The organism is Kitasatospora sp. NPDC088548, from assembly GCF_044753005.1.
Lineage (GTDB): Bacteria > Actinomycetota > Actinomycetes > Streptomycetales > Streptomycetaceae > Kitasatospora.
The window spans coordinates 44,281-69,015 of record NZ_JBIVMI010000031.1; the positions used below are offsets into that span (position 1 = coordinate 44,281).

General features: G+C 70.1%; 22 protein-coding genes, 1 tRNA gene and 1 pseudogene. 12 read left to right on the forward strand and 12 right to left on the reverse strand.

The features are described 5' to 3' along the window. Positions 1-91 precede the first annotated feature (91 nt). The gene (locus tag ACIP82_RS31245) at positions 92-1,081 is read left to right on the forward strand and encodes a LuxR C-terminal-related transcriptional regulator (RefSeq protein WP_363603811.1); all 990 of its coding nucleotides are present in this window, start codon (positions 92-94) and stop codon (positions 1,079-1,081) included. After that, on the forward strand, positions 1,074-2,072 hold the full coding sequence (locus ACIP82_RS31250) for a LuxR C-terminal-related transcriptional regulator (protein WP_400658310.1): 999 nt from the start codon (positions 1,074-1,076) through the stop codon (positions 2,070-2,072). The genes ACIP82_RS31245 and ACIP82_RS31250 overlap by 8 nt, the downstream gene beginning before the upstream one ends. Before the next feature lie 13 nt (positions 2,073-2,085). Here the strand turns inward: ACIP82_RS31250 and ACIP82_RS31255 are convergent, their stop codons facing one another. From ACIP82_RS31255 to dnaK, 6 genes are all read right to left on the reverse strand, one after another. Beyond that, complete coding sequence (locus tag ACIP82_RS31255) at positions 2,086-2,712, reverse strand: hypothetical protein (protein ID WP_363603814.1); 627 nt, start codon at positions 2,710-2,712, stop codon at positions 2,086-2,088. Between the two features lie 501 nt (positions 2,713-3,213). Beyond that, positions 3,214-4,218: a hypothetical protein gene (locus ACIP82_RS31260; protein WP_363603815.1), complete on the reverse strand. Its 1,005-nt coding sequence runs from the start codon at positions 4,216-4,218 to the stop codon at positions 3,214-3,216. 205 nt (positions 4,219-4,423) lie between these two features. Then, positions 4,424-4,930, reverse strand: coding sequence for a heat shock protein transcriptional repressor HspR (locus ACIP82_RS31265; protein WP_363603817.1), 507 nt, complete (start codon positions 4,928-4,930; stop codon positions 4,424-4,426). Between the two features lie 7 nt (positions 4,931-4,937). Beyond that, positions 4,938-6,092, reverse strand: coding sequence for a molecular chaperone DnaJ (gene dnaJ / locus ACIP82_RS31270; protein WP_400658313.1), 1,155 nt, complete (start codon positions 6,090-6,092; stop codon positions 4,938-4,940). Positions 6,093-6,233: 141 nt separating this feature from the next. Next, positions 6,234-6,860 carry a nucleotide exchange factor GrpE gene (gene grpE / locus ACIP82_RS31275; protein WP_363603820.1) on the reverse strand — a complete coding sequence of 209 codons (627 nt, stop codon included), beginning with the start codon at positions 6,858-6,860 and terminating at the stop codon, positions 6,234-6,236. After that, positions 6,857-8,695, reverse strand: a complete 1,839-nt coding sequence (dnaK, locus tag ACIP82_RS31280) for a molecular chaperone DnaK (protein WP_363603821.1) — start codon at positions 8,693-8,695, stop codon at positions 6,857-6,859. Before dnaK ends, grpE begins: the two co-directional genes overlap by 4 nt. 298 nt (positions 8,696-8,993) lie before the next feature. Here dnaK and ACIP82_RS31285 point away from each other — a divergent pair, with 298 nt between their 5' ends. The 4 genes and pseudogenes from ACIP82_RS31285 (at position 8,994) to ACIP82_RS31300 (ending at position 14,825) form a co-directional block, all read left to right on the forward strand. After that, positions 8,994-11,213: a (Fe-S)-binding protein gene (locus ACIP82_RS31285; RefSeq protein ID WP_363603822.1), complete on the forward strand. Its 2,220-nt coding sequence runs from the start codon at positions 8,994-8,996 to the stop codon at positions 11,211-11,213. A 326-nt stretch (positions 11,214-11,539) separates the two neighbouring features. Next, a pseudogene (locus ACIP82_RS31290) lies at positions 11,540-12,613 on the forward strand (sugar phosphate nucleotidyltransferase); the annotation flags it as partial. 192 nt (positions 12,614-12,805) lie between these two features. Then, positions 12,806-13,810, forward strand: coding sequence for a YIP1 family protein (locus ACIP82_RS31295; RefSeq protein ID WP_400658316.1), 1,005 nt, complete (start codon positions 12,806-12,808; stop codon positions 13,808-13,810). Between the two features lie 124 nt (positions 13,811-13,934). Further along, positions 13,935-14,825, forward strand: a complete 891-nt coding sequence (locus ACIP82_RS31300; protein WP_363603825.1) for a metal-dependent hydrolase — start codon at positions 13,935-13,937, stop codon at positions 14,823-14,825. 76 nt (positions 14,826-14,901) lie between these two features. Here ACIP82_RS31300 and dcd read toward each other — a convergent pair whose 3' ends face one another. Beyond that, positions 14,902-15,477: a dCTP deaminase gene (gene dcd, locus ACIP82_RS31305; RefSeq protein ID WP_363603826.1), complete on the reverse strand. Its 576-nt coding sequence runs from the start codon at positions 15,475-15,477 to the stop codon at positions 14,902-14,904. Positions 15,478-15,548: 71 nt separating this feature from the next. After that, entirely contained in the window at positions 15,549-15,770 is a 222-nt protein-coding gene (locus ACIP82_RS31310) for a hypothetical protein (protein ID WP_363603827.1), read from the reverse strand. Between the two features lie 279 nt (positions 15,771-16,049). Between ACIP82_RS31310 and ACIP82_RS31315 the strand changes: the two genes are divergently transcribed. Continuing rightward, a tRNA-Gly gene (locus ACIP82_RS31315) sits at positions 16,050-16,123 on the forward strand. A gap of 319 nt (positions 16,124-16,442) precedes the next feature. On the opposite strand, the gene ACIP82_RS31320 is transcribed toward ACIP82_RS31315, so the two are convergent. The 3 genes from ACIP82_RS31320 to xerC form a co-directional block, all read right to left on the reverse strand. Beyond that, positions 16,443-17,366 carry a DUF3825 domain-containing protein gene (locus ACIP82_RS31320; RefSeq protein WP_400658320.1) on the reverse strand — a complete coding sequence of 308 codons (924 nt, stop codon included), beginning with the start codon at positions 17,364-17,366 and terminating at the stop codon, positions 16,443-16,445. Between the two features lie 59 nt (positions 17,367-17,425). Beyond that, a complete protein-coding gene (locus ACIP82_RS31325) occupies positions 17,426-17,773 on the reverse strand; it encodes a hypothetical protein (protein ID WP_400658322.1) in 348 nt (115 codons plus the stop codon). A 173-nt stretch (positions 17,774-17,946) separates the two neighbouring features. Next, complete coding sequence (gene xerC / locus ACIP82_RS31330; protein ID WP_400658409.1) at positions 17,947-18,999, reverse strand: tyrosine recombinase XerC; 1,053 nt, start codon at positions 18,997-18,999, stop codon at positions 17,947-17,949. A 254-nt stretch (positions 19,000-19,253) separates the two neighbouring features. Here xerC and ACIP82_RS31335 point away from each other — a divergent pair, with 254 nt between their 5' ends. The 4 genes from ACIP82_RS31335 (at position 19,254) to ACIP82_RS31350 (ending at position 22,223) form a co-directional block, all read left to right on the forward strand. Then, positions 19,254-19,442, forward strand: a complete 189-nt coding sequence (locus ACIP82_RS31335; RefSeq protein ID WP_400658324.1) for a hypothetical protein — start codon at positions 19,254-19,256, stop codon at positions 19,440-19,442. 305 nt (positions 19,443-19,747) lie between these two features. Continuing rightward, positions 19,748-20,452, forward strand: a complete 705-nt coding sequence (locus tag ACIP82_RS31340; RefSeq protein ID WP_400658326.1) for a plasmid mobilization protein — start codon at positions 19,748-19,750, stop codon at positions 20,450-20,452. Further along, positions 20,449-21,174 carry a relaxase/mobilization nuclease domain-containing protein gene (locus ACIP82_RS31345; RefSeq protein WP_400658328.1) on the forward strand — a complete coding sequence of 242 codons (726 nt, stop codon included), beginning with the start codon at positions 20,449-20,451 and terminating at the stop codon, positions 21,172-21,174. Before ACIP82_RS31340 ends, ACIP82_RS31345 begins: the two co-directional genes overlap by 4 nt. Then, positions 21,171-22,223 (forward strand): hypothetical protein, encoded by a 1,053-nt coding sequence (locus tag ACIP82_RS31350; RefSeq protein WP_400658330.1) that lies wholly within the window; start codon positions 21,171-21,173, stop codon positions 22,221-22,223. The genes ACIP82_RS31345 and ACIP82_RS31350 overlap by 4 nt, the downstream gene beginning before the upstream one ends. A gap of 206 nt (positions 22,224-22,429) precedes the next feature. On the opposite strand, the gene ACIP82_RS31355 is transcribed toward ACIP82_RS31350, so the two are convergent. Beyond that, the gene (locus ACIP82_RS31355; RefSeq protein WP_400658332.1) at positions 22,430-23,419 is read right to left on the reverse strand and encodes a restriction endonuclease; all 990 of its coding nucleotides are present in this window, start codon (positions 23,417-23,419) and stop codon (positions 22,430-22,432) included. A gap of 361 nt (positions 23,420-23,780) precedes the next feature. Between ACIP82_RS31355 and ACIP82_RS31360 the strand changes: the two genes are divergently transcribed. After that, a complete protein-coding gene (locus ACIP82_RS31360) occupies positions 23,781-24,734 on the forward strand; it encodes a hypothetical protein (protein ID WP_400658334.1) in 954 nt (317 codons plus the stop codon). The last annotated feature ends 1 nt before the right edge of the window (position 24,735 follow it).

Sequence of the window (24,735 nt, forward strand, 5' to 3'; positions counted from 1 at the left end):
CGCTGCACGGTGCCGAGCCCATGACCGGAAAGCATCGGCCGCGCGGGAGACGAAGACACATCCGAGATCCATCCGGCAGGGAGTGTTCGAGGTGACGGCGGATCCGACGGCCGCTCCTGGCACCACGGCGGCGGTCGGCGAGCCCGACGAGGCGGCCCGTCGGCTCTACCTGGCCGTGGTCGGCCGCGGCGGACGCATCCCCTTCGCCGAGGTCCCGGAGAGCGACCAGCCCGCCCTGCGCCGGCTGGTGGCCATCGGCCTGCTGATCCCCAACCCGGTCGACGCCTGCCACACCGCCGTCAGCCCGCGCTCGGTCAGCGACCGCCTCGGCGCCGAGCTGCGCAGCGAGGCGACCCGCCTGCTGGTCCGCGCCGAGAACCTCCCCGGCACCCTCGACACCCTCACCCGCGCCTACGACGCGATGCCCCGCCGGCCCGAGCGGTCCGGCGGCGCCGTCTACATCGAGGGCCACGTCCACATCCGCCAGCGCATCTCCCAGCTGGTCTCCGACTGCCGTACCGAGGTGCTCACCGCCCAGCCCGGCCACCGTCCGGCCGACGCCCTGCAGATCGCCGTCCGCCAGGACGTCCAACTGCTCCAGCGGGGCTGTTCGCTGCGCACCGTCTACCAGCCGATCGCGTTCTCCGAGCCGGCCGCCCGGGCCTACGCCGACGAGGTCTCCCGGCACGGATCGCTGATCCGGACCCTGGACGAGCCGTTCCAGCGCCTGATCGTCTTCGACCGCACGGTCGCGGTGATCTCCGCCAACGACGACCACAGCACCGCCGCCTTCATCTCCGACCCGGCCGCGATCGCCTTCCTGGTCGGCGGCTTCGAACGCGACTGGGCCCGGGCCGACACCACCGACTGGGCCGCGCCCCTCACCCACGGCCCCACCCGCGCCGCCCCCGACCGGGTCGGCCGGCTGCTCGCCAAGGGCCTCACCCAGCGCGCCGTCGCCTCCCGCCTCGGCCTCAGCGAACGCACCGTCGCCGCCCACATCTCCCGGCTGCGCGACCGGCACGGCGCCCAGACGCTGTACCAGCTCGGCTGGCTGATGAGGGGAGAGCACGATGGCTGACACCCGTACGCCCTCGGACCTGCTGACCGCGGCGCTCCCCGACGACGACGCCCGCGCGCTCTACCGCGCGATCCTCCGCAACGGCGGCCGGCTGCGCGCCGCCGAGGTCGGCACCGGCGAGGCCGGGCCACTGCGGCGGCTGGTCGAGATCGGTCTGGTCGTGCCGCAGCTGATGGACGCCTCGTACAGCGCGGTGGACCCGCGGTCGGTCACCGACCGGATCGGCGCGGACATCCGGCTGATGAGCGCCCGGCTGCTGGCGGAGGCGGAGCAACTGCCGGACCTGCTGGGCGATCTGACCCAGGCGTATGACGCCGCCTCGCATCGCGGCAACCGCCCCACCGGGGTCCGGTACGTGTCGGGCATGGAACAGATCCGGCATCAGGTCGACCAGCTGGCCCTGGAGTTCCGGGACGAGTACCTGACCGCGACGCCCGGTGGCGCCTGCCCGGTGGCGGCGCTGCCCGACCGGCTGAACCACGCCCTCCGCTACCTCGAACACGGCGGAACCATGCGGGCGGTCTACGAGCCGGCCGCCCGGGTGGACGGACCCACGGTGGAGTTCGCGGTCGAGGTCACCCGGCTCGGGTGCACGATCCGCGTGCTGGCCGCGCCGTTCTCCCGGTTGCTGATCTTCGATCGCACGGTGGCGGTGATCCCGGCCGCCGCGGACAACACCAGTGCGGCCTTCGTGGAGGACCCGGCGACGGTCGCCTTCCTGGTGGGCGTTTTCGAGCAGCAGTGGCAGCAGGCCGAGGGGGTGAACTGGGCGGCGCTGGCCGACGGGGGCACCGAGCCGCTGGTGCACGAGCAGGTCGGCCGGCTGCTGTCCCAGGGGCTGACCCAGCGGGCGATCGCGAGCCGGCTGGGGCTGAGCGAGCGGACGGTGGCCGGTCACATCTCGCGGCTGCGCGAGCTGTACGACGCTCAGACGCTGTTCCAGCTCGGCTGGCAGATGCGGGGAGCCAGGACCGGGGAGTCCGATGGCTGAGCCGCCGCGGTGGTCAGCCGGTCGCCGCGCCGGTCGGCCAGTAGCCGGTCGGGCCGACGGCCGGGGGCTGCTGCCGGGGGACGCTGAACTGCTCGCCGGGGGCGGTCCAGAAGCCCTCGCGCAGGGAGAGCGCCATACCGGCCCAGTCGAGGGCGGTCTCCACGGTGTGGTGGAGGGCCTCCTGGGACCAGGTGTCGTCGAAGACCAGCGGCAGGACGGGGGCGACCTGCTCGATGGTGGCGATCAGCGGGTTGTGCGTGATGGCCTCGTCGACCAGCAGGACGATCGGCTTGCGCAGCGCCGAGGCCCAGCCCAGCTCCAGGCTCACTCCGGCGGAGAGCGGCGCCCCGACGTAGGCGAAGACCAGGTCCGCCGACTGCAGCGCCCGGAAGTCGGAGGGCACCCGCGGCTCCGGCGCCCGGCCGGCCACCGTCCAGGCGTCGCTGTGGTGCGCGCTGTACACGGCGGCACCGCTGCGCAGCAGGGTGGTGCGGAGCGTCGTCAGCCGCGTCCGGCTGGCAAGCGTCACGACACTGTCGGCCGGCCCGGTCAGTCGCATCAACGGCGCGGCCAGGAAGACTCGTGCACGCCGGCCCTCGGGGGCCTGGCTGTCGTGGTGGCGCAGGTAGGGCTCGGTCATTGTCGACTCCGGGGGAGTAGTCGGCGAGAGAGGGTCGGTGCCTGACTGGCCTGTGGATATGTGTGGTGCCGTGTCGCGGAAGGCCGGGCCTCGCAGTCGCTGACCTGCAATTGAATGAACACGGGCAAAAATTGCCCAGACCCGTCGACAGCGAACTGATCGTCCATCTGGCGCTGTACTTCGGTCCAGCATCACCAGATGTCATCTCCCTGCATGGCAGCGAGATGACACACTCTCCGACTATCCGTACTGACGTGCAGTAGGTCAGGATCTATTCTGTATCAGCCGTCCTGCCGAGAGTCTGCTGCGTCCTTCTGAAAGGGGTGCTGTCGTGCGCTATGCGCGTCGCCTCGTTGTCTCCGCGGTTCTTTTGGGTTTCGCGTTCTTCCTGGGCGCTTCCACGGATGCGGACAGTGGCTGGCAGAGCACGAACCCCACGACGTCGGCGCTGTCCACCATGGACAGTGGCTGGCAGTAGAAGGACCGCCAATCCTGGTCCGGTCAGTCCGTGGATTCGGAATCGCCTTCTTTTTGGGCGAGCTTCCAGCCCAACTGAAATAGCGTGTCCACGCCGTGGTCCTCGCGCATCTCCGCGATGTGGCGCGCCAGCGTCCGTTCGCTGAGTCCGAGGTTCCTGGCGATGACGCGGTGGCCGATGCCCTGAACCATCAGCCTGACGATCTGACGGCGCAGGCTGGAAAGCACCTGGGGCGGGACTTCCCGGCTTCCCGGGAACGGAATGGCCCGTTCCCAGAGTGCCTCGAAGGTGTGGACCAGATAGCTCACCACCGCGTCGTCCCGGACGAATGCCGCGACGGTCATGTCGTCGCTCGCGGGTATGATCGCGACTTTTCTGTCGATCACGATCATCACGTTGAACGGCTCGTCCAGCGTGCGGACCTGGCTGCCTTCGTGGGTCATCGTCTCGACGTACTCCAGCGTCGGGCTGGAGTACCGCGCGCTCGGCTGGTAGATCGTCCGGATCGTGCCACCGCGCTGGAGCACCCCGAGGTCCCGGTTCATCGCGGTGCGGACCGTCTCCGGCCGCCGCCCGCCGCCGGGCTGAGCGGTCAACAGTTCCTTGGAGCAGCGCTCCACCAGGGCGCCGAGGCGCTGGTTGATGGAGACCTTGCCGCTGATGTACTCGATCCGGCCGCCGGTCTCGACCTGTTTGCCGTGCTCGTTGTAGACGTCCCCGAGGTCCTGCAGCTCGCTGACGAGGTTGGTCGAGCGGGAGAGCAACTGGAGCGCCCGGCGCTGCCAGGTCGCGCTGAGCGTGGTCGACAGCCGGTTGGGGTCGGCGACCACGAGGGATTCCGGGTCGTCCAGATCCGGCACCAGGAGCCCGAGGTCGAGCAGTTCCTGGACCTCCGACTTCGCGGCCTCCTGCTTCGAGGCGGTCAGGCGCCCTTCCGAACGCACGGCGGCCAGGTACAGCGCTCGGGCCGCGTCGGACAGGATCTGCCCCCCGGGTTGGAAGTCGTCCCGGTCGTCGACTGGGTTCACTTTCAGCTCCTTTCCGGCGTCAGACCCCTGGGCCGTGCGCGCACGCCGCCTGAATTCGTACGGATGATATGCAACTCGACGCACAGATCAGGTCGGTGTCCGTTGCGGGGGCCCATCCTGCTCGCTTTGCACTCTCGCAGTAACGCGAGCCGCCGGCCACCCCCCGATCAGGAGGGAAACCGGCGGCGGTGGCCGTTCTGGCCGGTCAGCGCTTGGGACGCCAGACCACCAGGGCGCTCGACTGGGTCGGCGGCTGGTACGGCACGAGATCACGGCGGTAGGACGCGTGGACGGCGGCCTCGCGTTGCTGGAGTGCGCTGGCGGCCCCTTCGAGCGAGTCGGCGAGTTCGGCGATACGGGACTGGAGGGCGGTGACCTGGTTCTCCAGCTCGATGATCCGCTTGATCCCGGCCAGGTTGATGCCCTCGTCCTGGGAGAGCCGCTGGACGTCGCGCAACTGCTGGATGTCCCGGGCGGAGTAGCGCCGGCCGCGGCCCGCGGTGCGGTCGGGGCAGACCAGGCCGAGGCGGTCGTACTGACGCAGGGTCTGCGGGTGCAGGCCGGAGAGCTCGGCGGCGACCGAGATCACGTACACCGGAGTGTCCTCGGTGAGGACGTAGTGCGGGGCCGCGGCGGTACGGCGGGGGCGGGGGCCGCCGCCGGGGAGGCCTTCGCCGATACCGGGGCCGATCGGGCTGTCGGGGGTCATCATCTGGTCGTCACGCTCCCTTCGCCGCCCGGAACAGGGCGGCTCGTGGGTCGTCGGAGGCGGTGGCCTCGCGGTACTGCTCCAGAGCCGTCAGCGCGTCGCCGGTGACGTGCTGCGGCACCACGACCTCCACGGTGACCAGGAGGTCGCCGCGGGTGCCGTCCTTGCGGGTGGCGCCCTTGCCGCGGGCCCGCAGGGTGAGGCCGTTGGCGCTGCCCGGGGGCAGCTTGAGCTTCACCGAGGGACCACCCAGCGTCGGCACCTCGATGGTGCCGCCGAGCGCGGCCTCGGGGAAGGTGACCGGCACCGTCACGGTGAGGTTGTCGGCCTTGCGCCCGAAGACGGGGTGCGAGTCGACGTGGACGGTGACGTAGAGGTCGCCGGGCTGGCCGCCGCGCTCGCCCTGCGCGCCCTTGCCCTTGAGCCGGATGCGCTGGGCGTCCTGGACCCCGGCCGGGATCCGGACCTGCATGGTGCGGGCGGAGCTGGCCCGGCCGCTGCCGTGGCAGTCGGGGCACGGGTCGTCGACGATCATGCCCCGGCCGCGGCAGTCGCGACAGGGCTCGGAGAGGGCGAAGGCGCCCTGACCCCGGCTCACGGTGCCGGCGCCCACGCAGGTCGGGCAGACCCGCGGAGTGGTGCCGGACTTGGCCCCGGTGCCGTTGCAGCCGTGACAGGGGGCCTGACTGGTCATCCGCAGCGGGACGGTCGCGCCGTCCACCGCCTCCTCGAAGGAGAGCGTCACCTCGGTCTCGACGTCGGCGCCGCGCCGCGGCTGGGCCTGCCGGCCGCCGCGGTTGAACAGGCCGCCGAAGACGTCGCCGAGCCCGCCGCTGCCGCCGGGGCCGCCCTGGTTGCCGCTGAACAGGTCGCCGAAGTCGAAGCTGTAGTTGCCGCCGCCGGGGCCGCCGGAGCGGAAGCCGCCGTTGGCGAAGAGGGTGCGAGCCTCGTCGTACTCCTTGCGGCGCTTCTCGTCCGACAGGACGTCATAGGCCTCGGAGATGTCCTTGAACCGGTCCTCGGCCTTGGTGTCACCCTTGTTGGCGTCGGGGTGGAACTCGCGCGCCAGCTTGCGGTACGTCTTCTTGATCTCGGTGGCGGAGGCGTCCTTGGGCACGCCGAGGACCTTGTAGTAGTCCTTCTCCACGTAGTCCTTGCCGCTCATGGCTGCCGCCACCTCCCGAAGTCCATAGTCACTGTGCTGTCAATGGCGGGTCTGTCGTCCGTCGACGGAGCGCCCATCGACAAGGCGCTGCGGAGCCGGCCGCCGTACTGGCCGGCGTACGACTCCGCAGCGCACAGGTTGTCAGCTGTCCGCGCCACCGTCGGCCTTGTCCGACTCCGCGGACTTCGCCGATTCGGCGTCCGGCGCGGGGGTGGTCTGGGTGCCCGGCTGGGGCTCCGCGACCGCCACCATCGCCGGGCGGATGATCCGCTCGCCGATCCGGTAGCCGGGCTGGAGGATCTGGACACAGGTGTCCTCGGTGACGTCCGAGGAGTAACTGTGCATCAGCGCCTCGTGCATGGTCGGGTCGAAGGGCTCGCCCTCCTTGCCGAACTGCTGGAGGCCCAGCTTGGCCACGACCGTCTCCAGCGACTCGGCGACGGACTTGAAGCCGCCCGTCACCTCGCCGTGCTCGCGGCCCCGGCCGATGTCGTCCAGGACCGGGATCAGGGACTCCAGGATGTTGGAGACCGCGATCTCACGGACCGTCAGACGGTCCCGCTCGACCCGCTTGCGGTAGTTCTGGTACTCGGCCTGGAGACGCTGGAGGTCGCCGGTCCGCTCGGCCAGCTCCCGCTTGGCCTTGGCCAGCTCGTCCGCGCCACCGGAGGTGTCCCCGGCCGCGGCGGCCTCCTCGGCCGCCTTGATCACGGCCTCCTCGGCGGCGGAGTCGTCGCCGGGCTCAGCACCCTGCGGCTTCTCCGTCATGCCGCACCGCCCTTGGGCTTCTCGTCGTCCACGATCTCGGCGTCGACGACGTCGTCGTCCTTGGCGCCGGCGGCGTCACCGGCCGGGCCGGAGGAGGCGGCGTCGGCGTTGGCGTACAGCGCCTGGCCGAGCTTCTGGGCGGTGGTGGAGACCTTCTCGGAGGCCTCGCGGATGGCCGCGATGTCCTCGCCCTTCAGGGCCTCCTTGAGCTCGCCGATGGCGGTCTCGACCTCGGTCTTGACGTCGGCCGGGAGCTTGTCGGTGTTGTCCGCGATGAACTTCTCGGTCGAGTAGACGAGCTGCTCGGCCTGGTTGCGGGTCTCGACCGACTCGCGGCGCTTGTGGTCCTCCTCCGCGTACTGCTCGGCCTCGCGCATCATGCGCTCGATGTCGTCCTTCGGCAGCGCGGAGCCACCGGTGACGGTCATCTTCTGCTCCTTGCCGGTGCCGAGGTCCTTCGCGCCGACGTGCATGATGCCGTTGGCGTCGATGTCGAAGGTGACCTCGATCTGGGGCAGGCCGCGGGGGGCCGGCGGCAGACCGGTCAGCTCGAACATGCCGAGCTTCTTGTTGTACGCGGCGATCTCGCGCTCGCCCTGGTAGACCTGGATCTGCACGGACGGCTGGTTGTCCTCGGCCGTGGTGAAGATCTCCGAGCGCTTGGTCGGGATCGTGGTGTTGCGCTCGATCAGCTTGGTCATGATGCCGCCCTTGGTCTCGATGCCGAGGGACAGCGGGGTGACGTCGAGCAGCAGGACGTCCTTGACCTCGCCCTTCAGGACACCGGCCTGGAGCGCGGCGCCGATGGCGACGACCTCGTCCGGGTTGACGCCCTTGTTGGCGTCCTTGCCGCCGGTCAGCTCGCGGACGAGCTCGGCGACGGCCGGCATCCGGGTGGAGCCGCCGACCAGGACCACGTGGTCGATCTCGGACAGCGCGATGCCGGCGTCCTTGATCACGTTGTGGAACGGGACCTTGCAGCGCTCCAGCAGGTCGGAGGTGAGCTGCTGGAACTGGGCGCGGGTGAGCTTCTCGTCCAGGTGCAGCGGGCCCTCGGCGGAGGCCGTGATGTAGGGCAGGTTGATCGAGGTCTCGGAGGACGAGGACAGCTCGATCTTGGCCTTCTCGGCGGCCTCGCGCAGACGCTGGAGGGCCATCTTGTCCTTGGACAGGTCGACACCGTGGCCGGCCTGGAAGACCTTCACCAGGTGGTCGACGACCTTCTGGTCCCAGTCGTCACCACCGAGGTGGTTGTCACCGTTGGTGGCCTTCACCTCGACGACCCCGTCGCCGATCTCCAGCAGGGAGACGTCGAAGGTGCCACCGCCGAGGTCGAAGACCAGAATGGTCTGGTCGTCCTTGTCCAGGCCGTAGGCCAGGGCGGCCGCGGTCGGCTCGTTGACGATGCGCAGGACGTTGAGGCCCGCGATCTCACCGGCCTCCTTGGTGGCCTGGCGCTCCGAGTCGGAGAAGTACGCCGGGACGGTGATGACCGCGTCGGTGACGGTCTCGCCCAGGTACGCCTCGGCGTCGCGCTTCAGCTTCTGCAGCACGAAGGCGCTGATCTGCTGCGGGTTGAAGTCCTTGCCGTCCAGGTTGATCTTCCACCCGGTGCCCATGTGGCGCTTGACCGAGCGGATGGTGCGGTCGACGTTGGTGACCGCCTGGCGCTTGGCCACCTCGCCGACCAGAACCTCGCCGTTCTTTGCGAAGGCGACGACGGACGGCGTGGTCCGAGCGCCCTCGGCGTTCGTGATGACGGTGGGCTCGCCACCCTCCAGAACGCTGACGACCGAGTTCGTCGTGCCGAGGTCGATGCCGACCGCGCGTGCCATCGTAAATACCTCCACGGAAGAGTTGAGCTTTACAGGCTCAAGGATGCACGACCCGAGGGGTAGCGTCAACAGCCATGAGTCCAGTTCACTCAACTTTGCTGAGTGGCATCCCGCGTTGAACGGGTTTCGCGTCCCGTGCGCGCCGGGTGCGGACTTACGTGACTGCCGCCATACCTTGAGCGTCTTCTGGGGAAGTGTTGACGAGCGGTAATGTCCGGGCCGTCGGCATGGGAAGTTACCGACCAGTACACTCGCTCGTCAGGACCGCACTAGGAAAGCCGCAGGAGACGGAGAGCCGATGCAGCTTGCAGCGATCGTCATCTCGCTGGTCACCACTGTGATCGGCACCGCGCTCGCCGCCCGGGCGGCCGCGCACATCTACCGGGTGGTGATGACCGGCCAGCCGGACGCCACCCGGACCGGACAGCCCGTACAGAGGACGAAGACGGTCGCCGTCGAGTTCCTCGGCCACACCCGGATGAACCGCTGGGGCGTCGTCGGCGTCGCCCACTGGTTCGTCGCGGTCGGCTTCTTCAGCCTGGTGCTGACCCTGGTCAACGCCTTCGGACAGCTCTTCGACGCCGAGTGGGTGCTGCCGGTCATCGGCCACTGGCTGCCGTTCGAGGTCTTCACCGAACTGATCGGCACCCTCACCACGCTGGGTATCGCGACCCTGATCGTGATCCGGCTGCTCAGCCTGCCGGGCCGGGCGGGCCGCAAGTCCCGCTTCGCCGGATCGATCGCCTGGCAGGCCTTCTACGTCGAGTACACGATCCTCGGCATCGGCCTCTGCATCATGATCCTGCGCGGCCTGGAGGGCGCCCTGGCGGGCGTCGACTCCTACGACCCGGCGTACCTCGTCTCGTACCCGCTGACCGCCGCCTTCAACGGCCTGGCGCACGGCACCCTGGTCAACCTGGTCTACCTCTTCGCGATGCTGAAGATCTGCATCTCCTTCGCCTGGGCGATCACCATCGGCATCAACCCCTCGATGGGCGTGGCCTGGCACCGCTTCCTGGCGTTCTTCAACATCTTCTTCAAGCGCGAGGAGGACGGTGACGTCGCGCTCGGCGCGCTGCGTCCGATGACCAGCGGCGGCGTCCCGATCGACTTCGAGGACCCGGCCGACGACGCCGTCTTCGGCGTCTCCCAGGTCGAGCACTTCTCCTGGAAGGGCATCCTCGACTTCTCCACCTGCACCGAGTGCGGCCGCTGCCAGTCGCAGTGCCCGGCCTGGAACACCGGCAAGCCGCTCTCGCCCAAGCTGCTGATCATGAGCCTGCGGGAGCACGCCTTCGCCAAGGCGCCCTACCTGCTGGCCGGCGGCGGCAAGGACACCGAGGGCAATGAGACCGGCACCGCCGAGCAACTGGCCGGCGTCCCGGCCGCCGCCCTGGCCGAGGCCGAGCGCCCGCTGATCGGCACCGCCGAGGAGAACGGCGTCATCGACCCGGACGTCCTCTGGTCCTGCACCACCTGCGGCGCCTGCGTCGAGCAGTGTCCGGTGGACATCGAGCACGTCGACCACATCGTCGACATGCGCCGCTACCAGGTGATGATCGAGTCCTCGTTCCCGACCGAGGCCGGGACGATGCTCAAGAACCTGGAGAACAAGGGCAACCCGTGGGGCATGGCCACCAAGGCCCGCCTGGACTGGGTCAAGGAGCTCAAGAAGGAGACCGGCATCGAGGTGCCGGTGATCGGCGAGGACATCGACCCCGCCGAGGTCGAGTACCTCTACTGGGTCGGCTGCGCCGGGGCCCTGGAGGACCGCGCCAAGAAGACCACCAAGGCCTTCGCCGAACTGCTGCACACCGCGGGCGTGCGGTTCGCGATCCTCGGCAAGGAGGAGTCCTGCACCGGCGACTCCGCCCGCCGGCTGGGCAACGAGTTCCTGTTCCAGATGCTCGGCGCGCAGAACGTCGAGACCCTCAACGCCGCGCTGGAGGACGCTCCGAAGAAGCGGATCGTCGCCACCTGCCCGCACTGCTTCAACACCATCGCCAACGAATACCCTCAGCTGGGCGGCCACTTCGAGGTCATCCACCACACCCAGCTGCTGCAGCACCTGATCGACGAGGGCAAGCTCGTCCCGGTGAACCCGGTCGAGGGCCTGATCACCTACCACGACCCCTGCTACCTGGGCCGCCACAACAAGGTCTACAGCCCGCCGCGCGAGATCATGGACAAGGTCCCCGGTCTGCGCCAGCAGGAGATGCACCGTCACAAGGAACGCGGTTTCTGCTGCGGTGCCGGTGGCGCGCGGATGTGGATGGAGGAGCGCATCGGCAAGCGGATCAACACCGAGCGCGTGGACGAGGCGCTGTCGCTCGACCCGGACATCGTCTCCACCGCCTGCCCGTTCTGCCTGGTGATGCTCTCCGACTCGGTCAACGGGAAGAAGAACGAGGGCGCGGCGAAGGAGCACCTGAAGGTCGTGGACGTCGCCCAGCTGCTGCTCGACTCGGTGAAGGCCGCGCCGTCGGCCGAGAACGGGGCCCAGCCGGTCGACGCCTGACAGCCGGCGGGCGGGGCGCCCGTCGGCCGCCGGACACCTGACGGACCCCTGTTCGACAGTTCTGCTACAACCGCCCGGCCCGGCAGGTGCCGCAACGCACCCGCCGGGCCGGGTTTTTCGGGCGCGGGCGGCGCGGGATCCACGGGGCCCGAGCGCCAACCACCCGACCGCCGGACGGGCCCCGTGTCGGAAGCAAATACAGTAGGCGCCAGACCGGTCCCGCGCCGGTCGACCCGTTCCGGCCCTCCGGAGGGGTCCAGACCACCGACGGAGGTATCGGCCCGCCGGGCCGGGCCGAAGAGACCACAAGGGGAACAGCGCAGACCATGACCGAGGCGATCATGCTGGTCGGTGGTAAGGGCACGCGACTGCGTCCGCTGACCACCCACACCCCCAAGCCCATGCTGCCCGTGGCAGGCGTCCCGTTCATCGCGCACCAGCTGGCCCGCGCGGCCGCCGCCGGCGTCACCCGGGTGGTGCTCGCGACGTCCTACCTGGCCGAGGTCTTCGAGGACCACTTCCAGGACGGCACCCCGTACGGAATCGAGCTGGTCTACCTGACCGAGCGCGAGCCCCTCGGCACCGGCGGCGCCATCCGCAACGCCGCCTCCGGACTCACCTGCGGCCCCGACGACCCGGTCCTGGTCTTCAACGGCGACATCCTCTCCGGCGTCGACATCGCCGCCCTGCGCGACGGCCACCTGGCCGCCGGGGCCGATGTCACCCTGCACCTCACCAGGGTCGAGGACCCCCGCGCCTTCGGGCTCGTCCCGACCGACGGGAACGGGCGGGTGCTGGAGTTCCTGGAGAAGCCGGAGACGCCCGAGCAGATCGTCACCGACCAGATCAACGCCGGCTGCTACGTCTTCACCCGGTCGGTCATCGACCGCATCCCGGCCGGCCGGGAGGTGTCCGTCGAGCGCGAGACCTTCCCCGAACTGCTGGCCACCGGCGCGCTGCTGCGCGGCGTCGTGGACACCTCGTACTGGCTGGACCTCGGCACCCCGGCGGCGTTCGTCCGCGGCTCGGCGGACCTGGTGCTCGGCAAGGTCGACTCCCCGGCGGTGCCCGGCCCGACCGGCGACGCCCTGCTGCTGCCCGGCGCGACCGTCCACCCGGGCGCGGTGCTGAGCGGCGGCACGGTGGTCTCCGAGGGCTCCGTGGTCGAGGCCGGCGCGATCGTCGAGGGCAGCGTGATCCTGCCCGGCGCGGTCATCGGCCCGGACACCCTGGTCAAGGACTCCATCGTCGGCGCGTACGCCACCGTCGGCGACCGCTCGGCGCTGGACGGCGCGGTGATCGGCGACGGCGCGATCGTCGAGTCGGACAACGAGCTGCCGAACGGCGTCCGGATCGCCTGCGGCACGCTGCTGCCGGTCGGCGCCGTCCGGACCTCGGCCGGCCCCGGCGGCTGCCCGGCGGGCGCCTCGGCTGCGGCGGCGGTGCACGCGCCGGCGGTGACCGCCCAGCGGTAGGGCTCCGGCGGGCGGGTGCCGGGTGCCGGGTGCGTCCGTCGTCACAGGCTCGCTGCAAACCGGCACCGGCTCTGTGCGCGGCCTCCACGGGCGCGGCCGGGCGGGTACCGTCGGAACGTGGCTGGTAATCGATACGACAGCGGTCAGGGCGCCGACGCCCCCGGCGGGTGGTCGGCTCCTCCGCCTTCGGCGGGGGTGCCCGGGGGGTACGGGCAGACGGACGGGCCGGAGTACTTCACGGCCCCGCACGCGGCGGTGAACGGCGCGCCGGGTGACGTACCGGGTGGCATACCGGGGGGCGCGGCCGGCGGTCACGACCGCTACGCCGCCGACCGGCCCGGCAACACCCGGGCGTTCCCGGTCGGCACCGACCCGTACGCGGGCGAGCCGTACGCGGGTACGCCGTACGCCGGGGACCCGCACGCGGGCGCGCCGTACCAGGGCTACCCGCCGGAGTACGGCCAGGAATACAGCCCGGAGTACCCCCAGGCCCCCTACCAGACGGGCTACCAGGAACAGGGCCAGGGCAACGTCGGCGTCTACCGGGCCGGCGGTCAGTCCGCCCCGCACGCGGCAGGCCCGCGCCCGCACTGGCGCGAGCTGCTGGTCGGTATCCTCCGCACCCCGACCGCGACCTTCGACCGAACCCGCGACCACCAGGTCTGGCTGCCCGCGCTCACCGTCTCACTGCTGTACGGCGTGCTCGCCGTGCTCGGCATCGGCATGACCCACGACGACGTGGTCGACTCGACCTTCACCGTCGCGATCACCGCCATGGTCGCCGCCGCGATCGCCTTCACCCTGGCCGGCGCGACGCTCGGCGCCGTGACGTACGCGCTGGCCCGCCAGTTCGGCGGCGACGGCCCGTGGAAGTCGACGGTCGGCCTCGCGGTCCTGATCGGCTGGACGACGGACGCACCCCGGCTGCTGCTGGCCCTTTTTCTGCCGTCCGACAACCTGGTGGTCCAGGTCGTCGGCTGGGCCACCTGGCTGCTCTGCGCCGTGCTGCTGACCACCATGGTGCGCCGGGTGCACGACCTGCCCTGGGGCAAGGCGGCCGGCGCGGCCGCGCTGCAGCTGGCGGCGCTGCTGGTGCTGATCAAGCTGCCGACCCTGGGCTGACCAGGGCCGGTCCCCGACCGGCCGGGGGAGAATGGTCGACGGGCCCCGCCTCGGGGCCCGTTCCGCTTTCCCTCCCCCTGCCCCTTCCTTCCCCCACCCTCACCTTCACCGCTCGGAGCCAGGCATGACCCTCCCCACCACCCACGTCAGCTTCCCGGCCGGGGCGGTGACCGGCGAGTCACCGGTGCTCGCGGTGCATCCGCTCGCCGACGGCCGCTACGCGGTCGTCACCGCGGCGACCCCGTTCCACCCGCTCGACCACACCTGGCCCGACCAGCCCGCCGACCTCGGCACCCTCACCGTGGACGGCACCGAGCTGCCCGTCGTCGACTGCCTGACCGGCGCCGTCGGCCCGGACGGCGGCGCGCCGCTGGTCGGCGGCGACATCCCGGTCCGCCGCGGCGACGAGGAGTGGTCCTGGCTGGTGCTGCACGTGGTCGAGGGCGACCCGGGCGACCTCGTCGGCCGGCCGGCCGCCCTCGCCGTCGACCCCGAGCGCCGGGCCGCCCTCTGTGCCTCGCACAGCGGCTGCCACCTGCTCGCCCTCGCCCTGAACGCCGCGCTCGCCCCGCGCTGGCGCAAGGACCCGGGCCGCTCCGACGCCTTCGGCCACCCGGACTTCGACAGCCTCGCGATGGCCACCTCCGTGATGGACACCGAGGCGAGCACCGACACCTACCGGCTCGGCAAGTCGCTGCGGAAGAAGGGCTTCACCACCGAGGCGACCGACGACCTCCCCGCCCTCGCCGACGCCCTGCCCGCCCTCACCGAGGCCGTCAACCAGCAGCTCGCCGCCTGGGTCGCCGCCGACGCCCCGGTCCGCATCGAGGTCCCCGGCCCCGAGCTGACCGCCCGCCGCCAGTGGCACTGCGAGCTGCCCGAGGGCCCGGCGCGGATCTTCTGCGGCGGCACCCACCTGCACCACCTCGGCGAGCTGGCCGAACTCCGCACCGAGCTGCGCCTGTCCGAGGACGGCAGCGAACTGGTCGCCGTCACCCGCCCCAAGCGCGCCTGAAACGACGCCGCGGGCGGTCACCCCTCACCGAGAGGGGTGACCGCCCGCTGTGCGTGCGCTCCGTGTTCCGGCGTCCTCAGACCTGCGTACGGTGGAAGTTCAGGTACGAGCGGGACGGCGTCGGGCCGCGCTGCCCCTGGTAGCGCGAGCCGTACCGCTCGGAGCCGTACGGGTGCTCGGACGGCGAGGAGAGCCGGAACAGGCAGAGCTGCCCGATCTTCATCCCCGGGTACAGCTTGATCGGCAGCGTCGCGACGTTCGACAGCTCCAGCGTGACGTGCCCGCTGAAGCCGGGGTCGATGAAGCCGGCCGTGGAGTGCGTCAGCAGGCCGAGCCGGCCGAGGCTGGACTTGCCCTCCAGCCGGGAGGCGACGTCCTCCGGCAGCGTGATGACCTCGTACGTCGACGCCAGCACGAACTCGCCCGGGTGCAGGATGAACGCGTCGTCGCCCTCCGGCTCGACCAGCCGGGTCAGGTCCGGCTGCTCCTCGGAGGGGTCGATGTGCGGGTAGCGGTGGTTCTCGAACACGCGAAAGAAGCGGTCCAGTCGCACATCGATACTGGAGGGCTGGACCATCGCGGGGTCGAACGGGTCGATCATGACCCGGCCCTTGTCGATCTCGGCCCGAATGTCCTTGTCAGAGAGCAGCACGCTTCGAGGTTACGTGCACGACGCGGCCCCGGACGAATCGCCCGGGGCCCGTTCCGTCCTCGTGCCGCCCGTCAGGCCAGGAACTCCGCGGCCTCCAGCCGCATCGCCCGGGCCAGTTGCGGCGCCGACAGCTCCCGTACATCGGCCAGCACCGAACTCCTCAGCCGTCCACACTGCGGACAGCGGATCAGCCTGCCGGGCCCCAGCCGGCCGGGCCCGAGGTTCTGCATCGGGAACGTGGTGGTGCTGAACAGGTGCCCCTCGGCACAACGAACGACGGCGCGCTGCTCCATCGGTCCCCTTCCCATCCTTACCCCAGTACTCACCCGTACTCATCGTGCCCCGAACGGCGGAGCCCCCGGGACGACGTCACATTAGGGGATGTTCCGGACATTCCACACCGCGGCTCGCCGCCCCGAAGTCCACCCACCGGAGCACTCTCACGCGGCCCACACAGTACGCCCCCCACCGCACCTCCCGCGGCTCCGCCACGTCCCCCCGCCACCTGTGCAACGGGCGTCACGGATGGGGTACAGTGATGCTGGATCGAGCGGTCTCTGACAGCTCATCAGGCGGGCGTAGTTTAATGGTAGAACATGAGCTTCCCAAGCTTATAGCGCGAGTTCGATTCTCGTCGCCCGCTCCAGCAGTAAAGGCCCAGGTCAACGACCTGGGCCTTTCGCATTGTCTGGACCAATTCGGACCTGCCGTGCCAGATTCGTGCCAGATGCTGCCGGGCCAAGCGTTGACCGGGTAGCCACTGCGGTCCTGCTCACAGCCTGCGGCACAGGCGCCTTGTCTGGTGCCCCGAATCGCGAGATCAAATTCCTAGTGATCGGCGTCATGTGCGCGGGCATCTGCCGTCGTGGCCCGTCCAGAAAATGGACGTTGCCGCGGACTGTCGGCCTCCAGCGGATATGGCCTCGCGCGGTGACACATCCGCGCGGGGCCATGGGTAGGTGTAGCTAGGAAGGGTCAGCCTCGGCCGCTGGCTGCAGCCAGTCACTGTCTGGGCGGGCGAGAAGCCTCGCGTTGTTGTAGGCCATGGCGGTCGTGAGCACCGTGTGGCCTCGGTAGCACTCGCCCTGCGGTGATACGACGAGGGCGAGGTCTACTGCGCTTACGTCCAAGAGGGACAAGGGCAGCAGAAGCTGGACGGCGTTCTGGGCGGGATACCAGCTTGGAACGGCTGCTTTGTAGTTCCGTCGGACTCGGTCAACAGCCCTGTCGACGGCCCCATTGAGAGCCAGTTGTGCGAGGTGGGGGTTGGACTGGAGGGCGGCTGGGAAGTGCTCGAGATTTCCCTCATCGTCGAGGATGTGGTCCACGTTCACGACGAGTTCCCTGCGCCAGTTGTAGATGTAGTCGGCTGGATCCTCGGTGTAGGTCACGAAGTCCGGGCGCAGGGAGGGAGGGAACTTGTCCATGAACTCGCGGTCGCTTCCTGGCCGCCATCCTGCGAAGGCCCACGGCTGGCTGTTCGGCCGGTTGTTGCGACGAAAGAACCCGTAGATCGTTTCCTGCCGGTCGGTGGCGAGCCCGGTGTTGAAAGCCGTGCACGTTCCATCGGTGCTCGTTGAGACCTTGTCCTGCTGGATCGCGCGCTCGAACGTCCACCGGATGTAGTTGCGGAGGATGCGGTTGCTGCCGGGGACCTCGGGGTTCAGCCCGTCCCAGTTCTCGCGCTCTGCGATGCCTGCGAGGCGGTCGAAGACATCCGGATCGCCGGTGCCGCGGGGGCTCGCCGTGGATCGCACGTACCCCATGTGGGCATAGTCGAAGAGGGCGTTGCCGGACTGCGGTGAGCGGTGGGCTGAAGGTGTACCGCCCTTGAAGTGCTGCTGGAGTCGTGCAAGATCCGCTGGCGTTGCCGGCTGGCTGTCGGTCACTGATTAGTCCCCTGGGCTTGGTGTGCGGGTGCTGGCTTCTGCGGAGCAGGTAACTCTGGTCAGCCGTTGACGATCTCGCGGATCCGGCGAAGCTGGTCCTGGGCCTCAGACGCATTGACTGCGCGGAGCGCGTCATCTCCCTTTGCGCTAGGGCTCAGTACGGCCTTGATGATGTCCCCGATCGGACTGCCGAGCAGGTAGAGGCGGACCTCGTCGTACTGGTTGCTGGGCAACTCGCCAGGGATGTGTCCCATGCCATGCGACTGCAGGCTCCGCGTGATGGCGTCGCGTACGTGGACGCCGAGGCGGCCGGCTCCTTGAATATCGCGCAATGTGCCCATGTCGACGGTGTGGAGTCCGTCGTCTGCCAGGACCGCCTCGCGGAGATCGTCGTAGCTGTCGGCCATCCCACCCCTCCATGATTCCCTTGGGATCTTTTCTGAAGGTAAGAATAAATCCTTGAATCTCTTGCGTGCAAGAGAGTTTGACGTGATGTCACGTGAACCATGTGCTGGGCGTCGGGTGGCCGTGATGGGCCTGGTTCGGGTGGAGTCGGCCAGGCCCATCATGGTTGGCCGGGCTAAGCGCGGTTGGCGGTCGGGCCGGATTGGGTACGTCGGCGGGTCCGGATGTCAACCACGGCGGCGCTGATGCCGTCGGAGATCTTGGTCTGCTGCTCCTCGGTGGAGTGCTGGTAGATCAGCGCGGCACGCGGGGAGTTGTGGCCCATGAAGGCCATGAGGTCCCGGAGGCTGGCGCCGGTGCTGGCGGCGAGGACGTTGCCGGTGTGGCGGAGGTCGTAGAAGCGGAGGTGGTCGAGTCCAAGCTTCTTGCGGGCCTTGCGCCACTTGCGACCGAAGGTCGAGCGGCGGAACGGGGCGCCGCGCTCGCCGACGAAGAGCAGGCCGTCCTCTCCTTCCTGGGCGTACCAGCGCAGGTGCCGCTCGAACTCGGGGAGGAGCTCGGGCGGGATCCGGAGCGCCCGCTTGCTGGCCTCGGACTTGGGGTCGCCCACGGCCCGTTCGCCGGTGCAGAGTTCGGGGGTCGCTCGGCGGATCCACACGACTCCCTTCTCCAGGTCGACGTCGCGGCAACGGAGTTCGGCCTGCTCCTCTGGGCGCAAGGCCATGAAGGCGGCGATGAAGACCATCAGCTGCCAGCGCGGGCCCATCAGCTCGGCGAGCTGGAGCACCTGCTCGATGGTCGCGTGAGTGCGCTCGGCGGCCACCTCCTTGCCGCCACCCTTGACGCGGCAGGGGTTGCGGCGGATCAGCTCGTCGTCGACGGCGGTCTCCATGATCGACTTGAGCAGCCGGTAGGACTTGGCGGCGGTGGTTTTGATACCGCGCTTGCGGAGCTCGGCACGCCAGGCGCGGACCTGGGGAGCGGTGATGCCCTTCACCTCGGACTCGCCGAAGGTCGGCGCGATGTGGAGACGGAGGAGCCGGCGGTACAGCTCCTCGGTGAGCGGCGCGAGGTCGCGCTCATCGATCCACGCGGTGGCGTAGACGAGGAAGTTGACGGCCCCGGCGTTGGGGTCGCGCCACTCGCCGCGGCGCATGTCCGCCTCGGTCTCGACGAGCCAGGCCTCGGCGTCGCCCTTGGTCTCGAAGGTCTCGGGCACGTTGCGCAGGGCGCCGTCGGGACCGGGGTAGCGGGTCTGCCGACCTCCTGCCGTCGGCGGTCGACGAGCCGGACGGCCCGGCCGCCACCGGACCGGTTCCGGCGCTGCGTGACGCCGACCGCAAGCCGTCTGCCGGGATGGGCGGTCTCCAGGTAGAGGGGTCGGCGGAACTGCCTGGTCCCGAGAAGCCGACGGACGGTCACTCCTCAAACAGCAGCGAGGTGGCCCGGACACGGCGGACCGGGCGGCCTCCGGGCGCGTCGATGGACCGGCTGCTGGAGGTCAGCCGTCCGGCGGTCCGGGCGCACGGTCGCCCCAGCCGTCCGGTCGTCGAGCGCGCGGTCCGCGAGGCCAACCTGCCGCTCGGCAGTACGCGCTTCACGGCCCTCATGGACGAACTCCGCAAGGAGTTTCCCGACGATCCGGTCAGCCAGCACCCGCTGGTCGACTGACCGGACCGTGGTGACCGACCGACCGGCCCGGTCCGGTCGGTCACCACGACTTCTGCCGATGCGCGGAAGTCCTCCGCCCGCCGGTTCCGCCTGCGGTCGATTCCTGACCGGACGGGACCGGCCGCTCTCGTCCCGTCGACCTCGTGGTCCCCGATGCCGAGGGACCGCCATCCCGTACCAGCGATGTCCGGCGCCGCCAAGCCGGACCCTGCGCGGACACTGCCTCCGCGCCCCGCACACCCGTACCCGAGGAACATCTCCTGACCGACATCCGACCCACAGCGTGCCCGCACCCGGCTGGTGCCATGAACTCCGTCGCCCGCAACGGGGTCGACCACCCCCATGCCAACAGCGGAGCAAGCAAGTGGCTACGCCCGTCCTACGGACGGTCGCAGCCGGAGGCCCTCGCCCAAGGGGGCGAGGACCAGCCGGTGATGCCGCGCGCGAGGGCGCACGCGGCATCACCGGCTCAGCACCGCGAGGGCGCGGCACTGGGGGAGGAGAAGCCCGACACCTCAGCCTCGCCCGCCGCTACCAGCGCGCAGACCGCTGCTGCCCCGCGCCCTCTGCGCGCCACCGAGATCGCCGCGAAGCGCCGAAAGCCCAAGCGCCGTACCCGCGACGCCGCGAACCTGAAAAACGACAAGATCACCGTCCGCTTCAACCCGGACGAAGCCGCAGTGCTCCGTCGGCGCGCAGGCGAGCGTGGCATCTCGGTCTCCGCCTACATCGCCCGCAAGGCCCTGGCCGAAGATGGCGGCGTCGCCGAGTCCCGTGACGAGCAACTGGACACGGCGATCGAGGAACTGGTCGCGGCCCGTCCGCAGCTCGCGGGCATCGGCCGGAACATCAACCAGATCGCGCGCTTGGGCAACATGGGCGTTGCCCAGGAGCCGGGTCCCGTCCGCGACGCTTTCATCGCCGGGACCGTGCTGGCCAACGCGGTCCGCGAAGCGGTGGCGGACATCGACCGTGCCGGTGCGCGCCTGGCGAAGGCCAGCCGCAGGTGATCAGCAAGCCGATCCGCGGCAGCAACACCCTGGGCGCTCTGATCTACCTGTACGGACCGGGCGAGGCGAACGAGCACACCGACCCGCACATCGTCGCGTCCTGGGACGGCTTCGTGCTGGACCCGGGGCGCGACCCGTCGGCGACCCTTGAGCAGCTGCGGGACGCCCTCGACCTCCACGTCGTCCGCTACCGGGCGAAGAGGGAGTTCAAGCAGCACGTCTACCACCGCCCGGTCCGCGCGGCCTCCACCGACCGGATCCTGACCGACGAGGAGTGGGGCGACATCGCCCGCCGGGTCATGGCCGCCGCTGGCATTGCCCCGGACGGCGACGAGGACGGCTGTCGCTGGGTGGCCGTCCGGCACGCCGATGATCACATCCACATCCTGGCCACGATGATTCGCGCCGACCTCACCCAGGCCGAAATCTGGGGAGACCAGTTCCGCGTCGAGGACGAACTCACCAAGATCGAGCGTCAGTACGGCCTCAAGGACCTCTCCGACACCCGCACCCGCGAGTACCGGGACGCGATCCCCAAGCGAGCCAAGGGCTCCGAACTGCGGAAGGCCCAGCGCCTCGGTCGGGAAGGCACCGACCGCGACCTCCTGCGCACCGCCGTCCGACAGGCGCTTGCCGGTGCCGCGGACGAGGAGGAGTTCACCACCAGGCTTGCGCGAAGGGCGTGCTCCTCGGCGTGCGCCGGGCACCGTCCGGCGACGTGACCGGCTACAAGTTCGCGCTCACCGCCGATGACGAGACCGAGCTGGTCTGGTTCTCAGGGAGCAAGCTCGCCTCCGACCTCACCCAACCCAAGATCCGCGCCCGCTTCACCGCCGGCATTGACCAGCCCGCCTGCCCCACGCCCGACCGGAGCACCCGCCCGGCCGTCGGCTGCCACAAGGCCAGCACCACCGTCGAACGCGCCTACCCGGCCTTCGACGATGAGCAGGATGCCGCCCGTGCGGAGGCGGTGATCCGGGGCGGCATCGAGCTGCTCGACACGCTCGCCGCCACCAGCCCGACCCTCAGCAGGAAGGACCTCCACCAGGCCGCACGGGCACTGGAGTACACCCGCATCGCCCACACCCGCGCCGCCGGCGCCGACCTGCGCGCGATGCGCTCCGCCGCCCGCGAAGTCCTCTACGCCGGCCCCGCCACCGGTCGCGGTGAGGACGGCACGGCCGCCGCCACGGTCCTGACCAGCCTCGTCCTGCTCGCGATCGTGATCGCCAAGTGGCATGCCGCCCAGGGCTACCGCCACCAGGCCGAAGCCGCCCACGCCGCAGCGGAACACCTGCGCGCCGCCTACTCCCGGCACGCGGCCAAGCCGATCGCCCACCTGACCCTCGAAGGCCGCCTCCTCCCGAAGCCCGACCACGATCGGCAGGCCGATGCCGTCCGCCGGGCCCTGCCTGCGGACCAGGCCACCCGCCTGCTTGCTGAGGACAACTGGGCGGCCCTCGCAGCCACCCTCACCCAGGCCGAAGCAGCCGGCCACGACCCGACCACCCTGCTCACCCACGCCGCCGGACGGCGTGAACTGGCCACCGCCGACTCGCCCGCAGCTGTCCTCACCTGGCGCATCCGCCGCGACGCGGGCCTACCCGCCCCGGTGCCGGCCGCCACCCAGGACGAACTGCGCACCCGCGCAGCCCTGTCCAGGACCACCACCCGCCGCACCACCACCGCCACCGCCACGACGGGCATGGCCGCCCAGCCGCCCACACCCCCGGTGCCGTCAGTGCCGGAGCCGCACCAACCCAAGCGGTAACCAGCCCAGCGACGGCGGGTGCGGGAGACCCTCCCGCACCCGCCTCCTCGGCCGCCTCGAACCTGAAACACGTACCCTCGCCGATCGGTTGATCGCCCTCGAAGCCGCCACCAAGGGAGCAGGCCAGAACTGGCGCCACAAGCAACGGAAGGCCATCAAGATGGGCCTGCCCCGGAAAACCCACAGCGAACTTGCGGAGCGGCGTCTCAACTACTCAGGACGGCGACCAGCGATTCGCCGTGCTCCGCCCAGCGTTCGAGCCGGAACAGGTCGACCAGGAGGACGCGGGTCTGTTCGGCATTGGTCACCGCGTGCCGGGTGAAGCCGCCATTGGTGACGATCACGGCGATGTCGGATCCGTGGACCTTGCGAAGGGTTCCGGCCAACTCGCGCACGGGAGTGGGGTCGATGTTGCGGCTGCCCTTGGTGTGCTTCACCTGCACCGCGTAGCGCAGCCCCATGGGGCCGGTAGCGATGGAGTCTGCGGCGTTGTCGCCGGAGCGGCAGACAGCCTGGTGCACGGTGAAGCCGTCGCGCTCCAGTAGGGCGGACACTAGCTGTTCGAAGGCGGCGGGGGCGAGGCTCTTGATCGCGGCGACTGGGACCCTCCCGCCAGGCTCGAACAAGACGGCTGGCTGTTTCTCGAGCAACGTGATCATCTGTGTTGCGGACTGAGTGACCACGGAGTCGAGCTCAATCAGTTTGTCTGGATGCTCGATCGGGGAGGTGCTCCTGGAACGCTGCGCCTTCGGGCCAGCCTCCTGGTGCCAGTCTTCCAGCGATTTCCAGCACAGATGGGTGAGCTCGGCCAGCGAAGTCCGTGCCCTACGGATCTTCTTCTCCTCCTCGCGGAGCCAGTAGGAGACCACCTCTCGCTGTTCTCCCAGATAACTCTTGCAGGCAGCCATCACGGGTGTGGCCTTCCTCGCGACCGAGTTCATGCGGTCCCGGACGTCCTTCGAGATCTTCAGAAGCGTCTCGGCCAGGGCTGCCGTGTCGAGAAGCTTGTCCTGGTACTGCATGGGTGAGCGCTTCCATGCGCCCCCCTTGGCGATGCGGCGGAGACAGGCAATCACCAGGGGAAGTAGTTCGTGGTGACGGCTGGGGAGCTCAGCTTCGCGTTGGTAGAGGTCGCGGACACCGCAGCCACTGAGGATCATCAGCTCGTCGAGAAGTTCAGTTGTCACATCTTCCACGGGCGAAGGCTATCGGGATGGTCTGACACATCATCAGCAATAGGGTTGGCGGTATCAAGGTGGCACCCATGATCGCTGGGGCAGTGTCTACCGATCCCGCCCGGCGTTGCTGTTCGTCGAGTGAACGGGAATGTTGTTCACTCGATGAACGGGTGATGGCGGGCCGTGGGAACGCCAACTAGGCACCCTCACCCGCCGTTTGTAGATCAGATGAGACCGGATCGAGCGTGATGGTGATCGCTCGCCGACCGTGTCGATCTTCGAACGGCCTGTGTGCTACGTTCCGTGGTCCAACCGAAAATAGGCGACCCCGGCAGCGCGCCAACGCTCCGGGGTCCGGCACCAGGAGTGGTACCTCCCGATGCGCGTCCATCGTAGCGCCCACGTGCGCAACTTCACCGTGCTGCCCAACGCCGTCCTGCAGTACCGACGGCTCTCCTACACCGCCCGCGGCTTGCTCGCGGACCTCCTCTCCCGCCCCGACGGCTGGCACGAGGACGGTCGGCACATGGCCGACACCAGCCCCCAGGGGCGTGGCGCCGTACGCAAGGCCCTGAAGGAGCTGGCTGAGGCCGGTTTCTACCGGGTCGAGACGATCCGGATGCCCGACGGCACCCTCCGCACCGAGAACCACGTTTACGACACCCCACAGCTCGCGGTACCGGGTGCCACCCGTCCGGCGTCCGGTGAAGCGACCACCGGTTCTGCTGGCGCCCTTGTAGTAAAGGACCTGGTCAAAGAACCCTCCCTCCCCGCTGACCTCGTCGATGGCCAGACGGCCAACGACGAGGTCCGGGAACCGGGTGGGCGGGAGGAAGAGCAGCAGGACGCCGATGGAGCTGCCCCGCTGCCGGACGAGCAGGTCCGCGAGGCGGTCGCCACGCTCTTCCGGGCGATCCGACCCGAGCCGAGCCTGCGCCTCGGCGAGGCCGAGGCGCGGAAGCTCGCCCCGCTGGTCGCCCAGTGGCTGGAGCGCGGCGCGACCCACGCGGACCTCGCGCAGGCACTGCTGCCCGGGCTCCCCGCTCCCCTGCACTCGGCGGCAGCGGTGATCCGCTACCGCCTGGAGCACAAGCTGCCGCCCGCGCACGCTTCTGCACGTCCTGCAGCGGCCCGGTACGCCGAGTGCGCCCAGTGCCACGACCCCGTACCGCAGCCGGGCATCTGCCGCCCCTGCACGGGCCTCGGCGAGCGCATGCCCGCCGTCGGGGGAGGCGAAGCGGTCACTCGCAGTGGGGTGGCCCGCGCCAGGGAAGCTCTGCGCGCGGCCCGATCAGTGGGGCTGGGTTTCGGCAGCCTGGTCCCGACCGGCTGAC

What these genes read in the sequence shown, in the direction of transcription:
- ACIP82_RS31250 (WP_400658310.1), top strand. Translation starts at nt 1,074, where the DNA reads ATGGCTGACACCCGTACGCCCTCGGACCTGCTGACCGCGGCGCTCCCC.
- ACIP82_RS31255 (WP_363603814.1), bottom strand. Translation starts at nt 2,712, where the DNA reads ATGACCGAGCCCTACCTGCGCCACCACGACAGCCAGGCCCCCGAGGGC.
- ACIP82_RS31265 (WP_363603817.1), bottom strand. Translation starts at nt 4,930, where the DNA reads ATGATGACCCCCGACAGCCCGATCGGCCCCGGTATCGGCGAAGGCCTC.
- dnaJ (WP_400658313.1), bottom strand. Translation starts at nt 6,092, where the DNA reads ATGAGCGGCAAGGACTACGTGGAGAAGGACTACTACAAGGTCCTCGGC.
- grpE (WP_363603820.1), bottom strand. Translation starts at nt 6,860, where the DNA reads ATGACGGAGAAGCCGCAGGGTGCTGAGCCCGGCGACGACTCCGCCGCC.
- dnaK (WP_363603821.1), bottom strand. Translation starts at nt 8,695, where the DNA reads ATGGCACGCGCGGTCGGCATCGACCTCGGCACGACGAACTCGGTCGTC.
- ACIP82_RS31285 (WP_363603822.1), top strand. Translation starts at nt 8,994, where the DNA reads ATGCAGCTTGCAGCGATCGTCATCTCGCTGGTCACCACTGTGATCGGC.
- ACIP82_RS31300 (WP_363603825.1), top strand. Translation starts at nt 13,935, where the DNA reads ATGACCCTCCCCACCACCCACGTCAGCTTCCCGGCCGGGGCGGTGACC.
- ACIP82_RS31310 (WP_363603827.1), bottom strand. Translation starts at nt 15,770, where the DNA reads ATGGAGCAGCGCGCCGTCGTTCGTTGTGCCGAGGGGCACCTGTTCAGC.
- ACIP82_RS31325 (WP_400658322.1), bottom strand. Translation starts at nt 17,773, where the DNA reads ATGGCCGACAGCTACGACGATCTCCGCGAGGCGGTCCTGGCAGACGAC.
- ACIP82_RS31335 (WP_400658324.1), top strand. Translation starts at nt 19,254, where the DNA reads ATGGACCGGCTGCTGGAGGTCAGCCGTCCGGCGGTCCGGGCGCACGGT.
- ACIP82_RS31340 (WP_400658326.1), top strand. Translation starts at nt 19,748, where the DNA reads ATGAACTCCGTCGCCCGCAACGGGGTCGACCACCCCCATGCCAACAGC.
- ACIP82_RS31360 (WP_400658334.1), top strand. Translation starts at nt 23,781, where the DNA reads ATGCGCGTCCATCGTAGCGCCCACGTGCGCAACTTCACCGTGCTGCCC.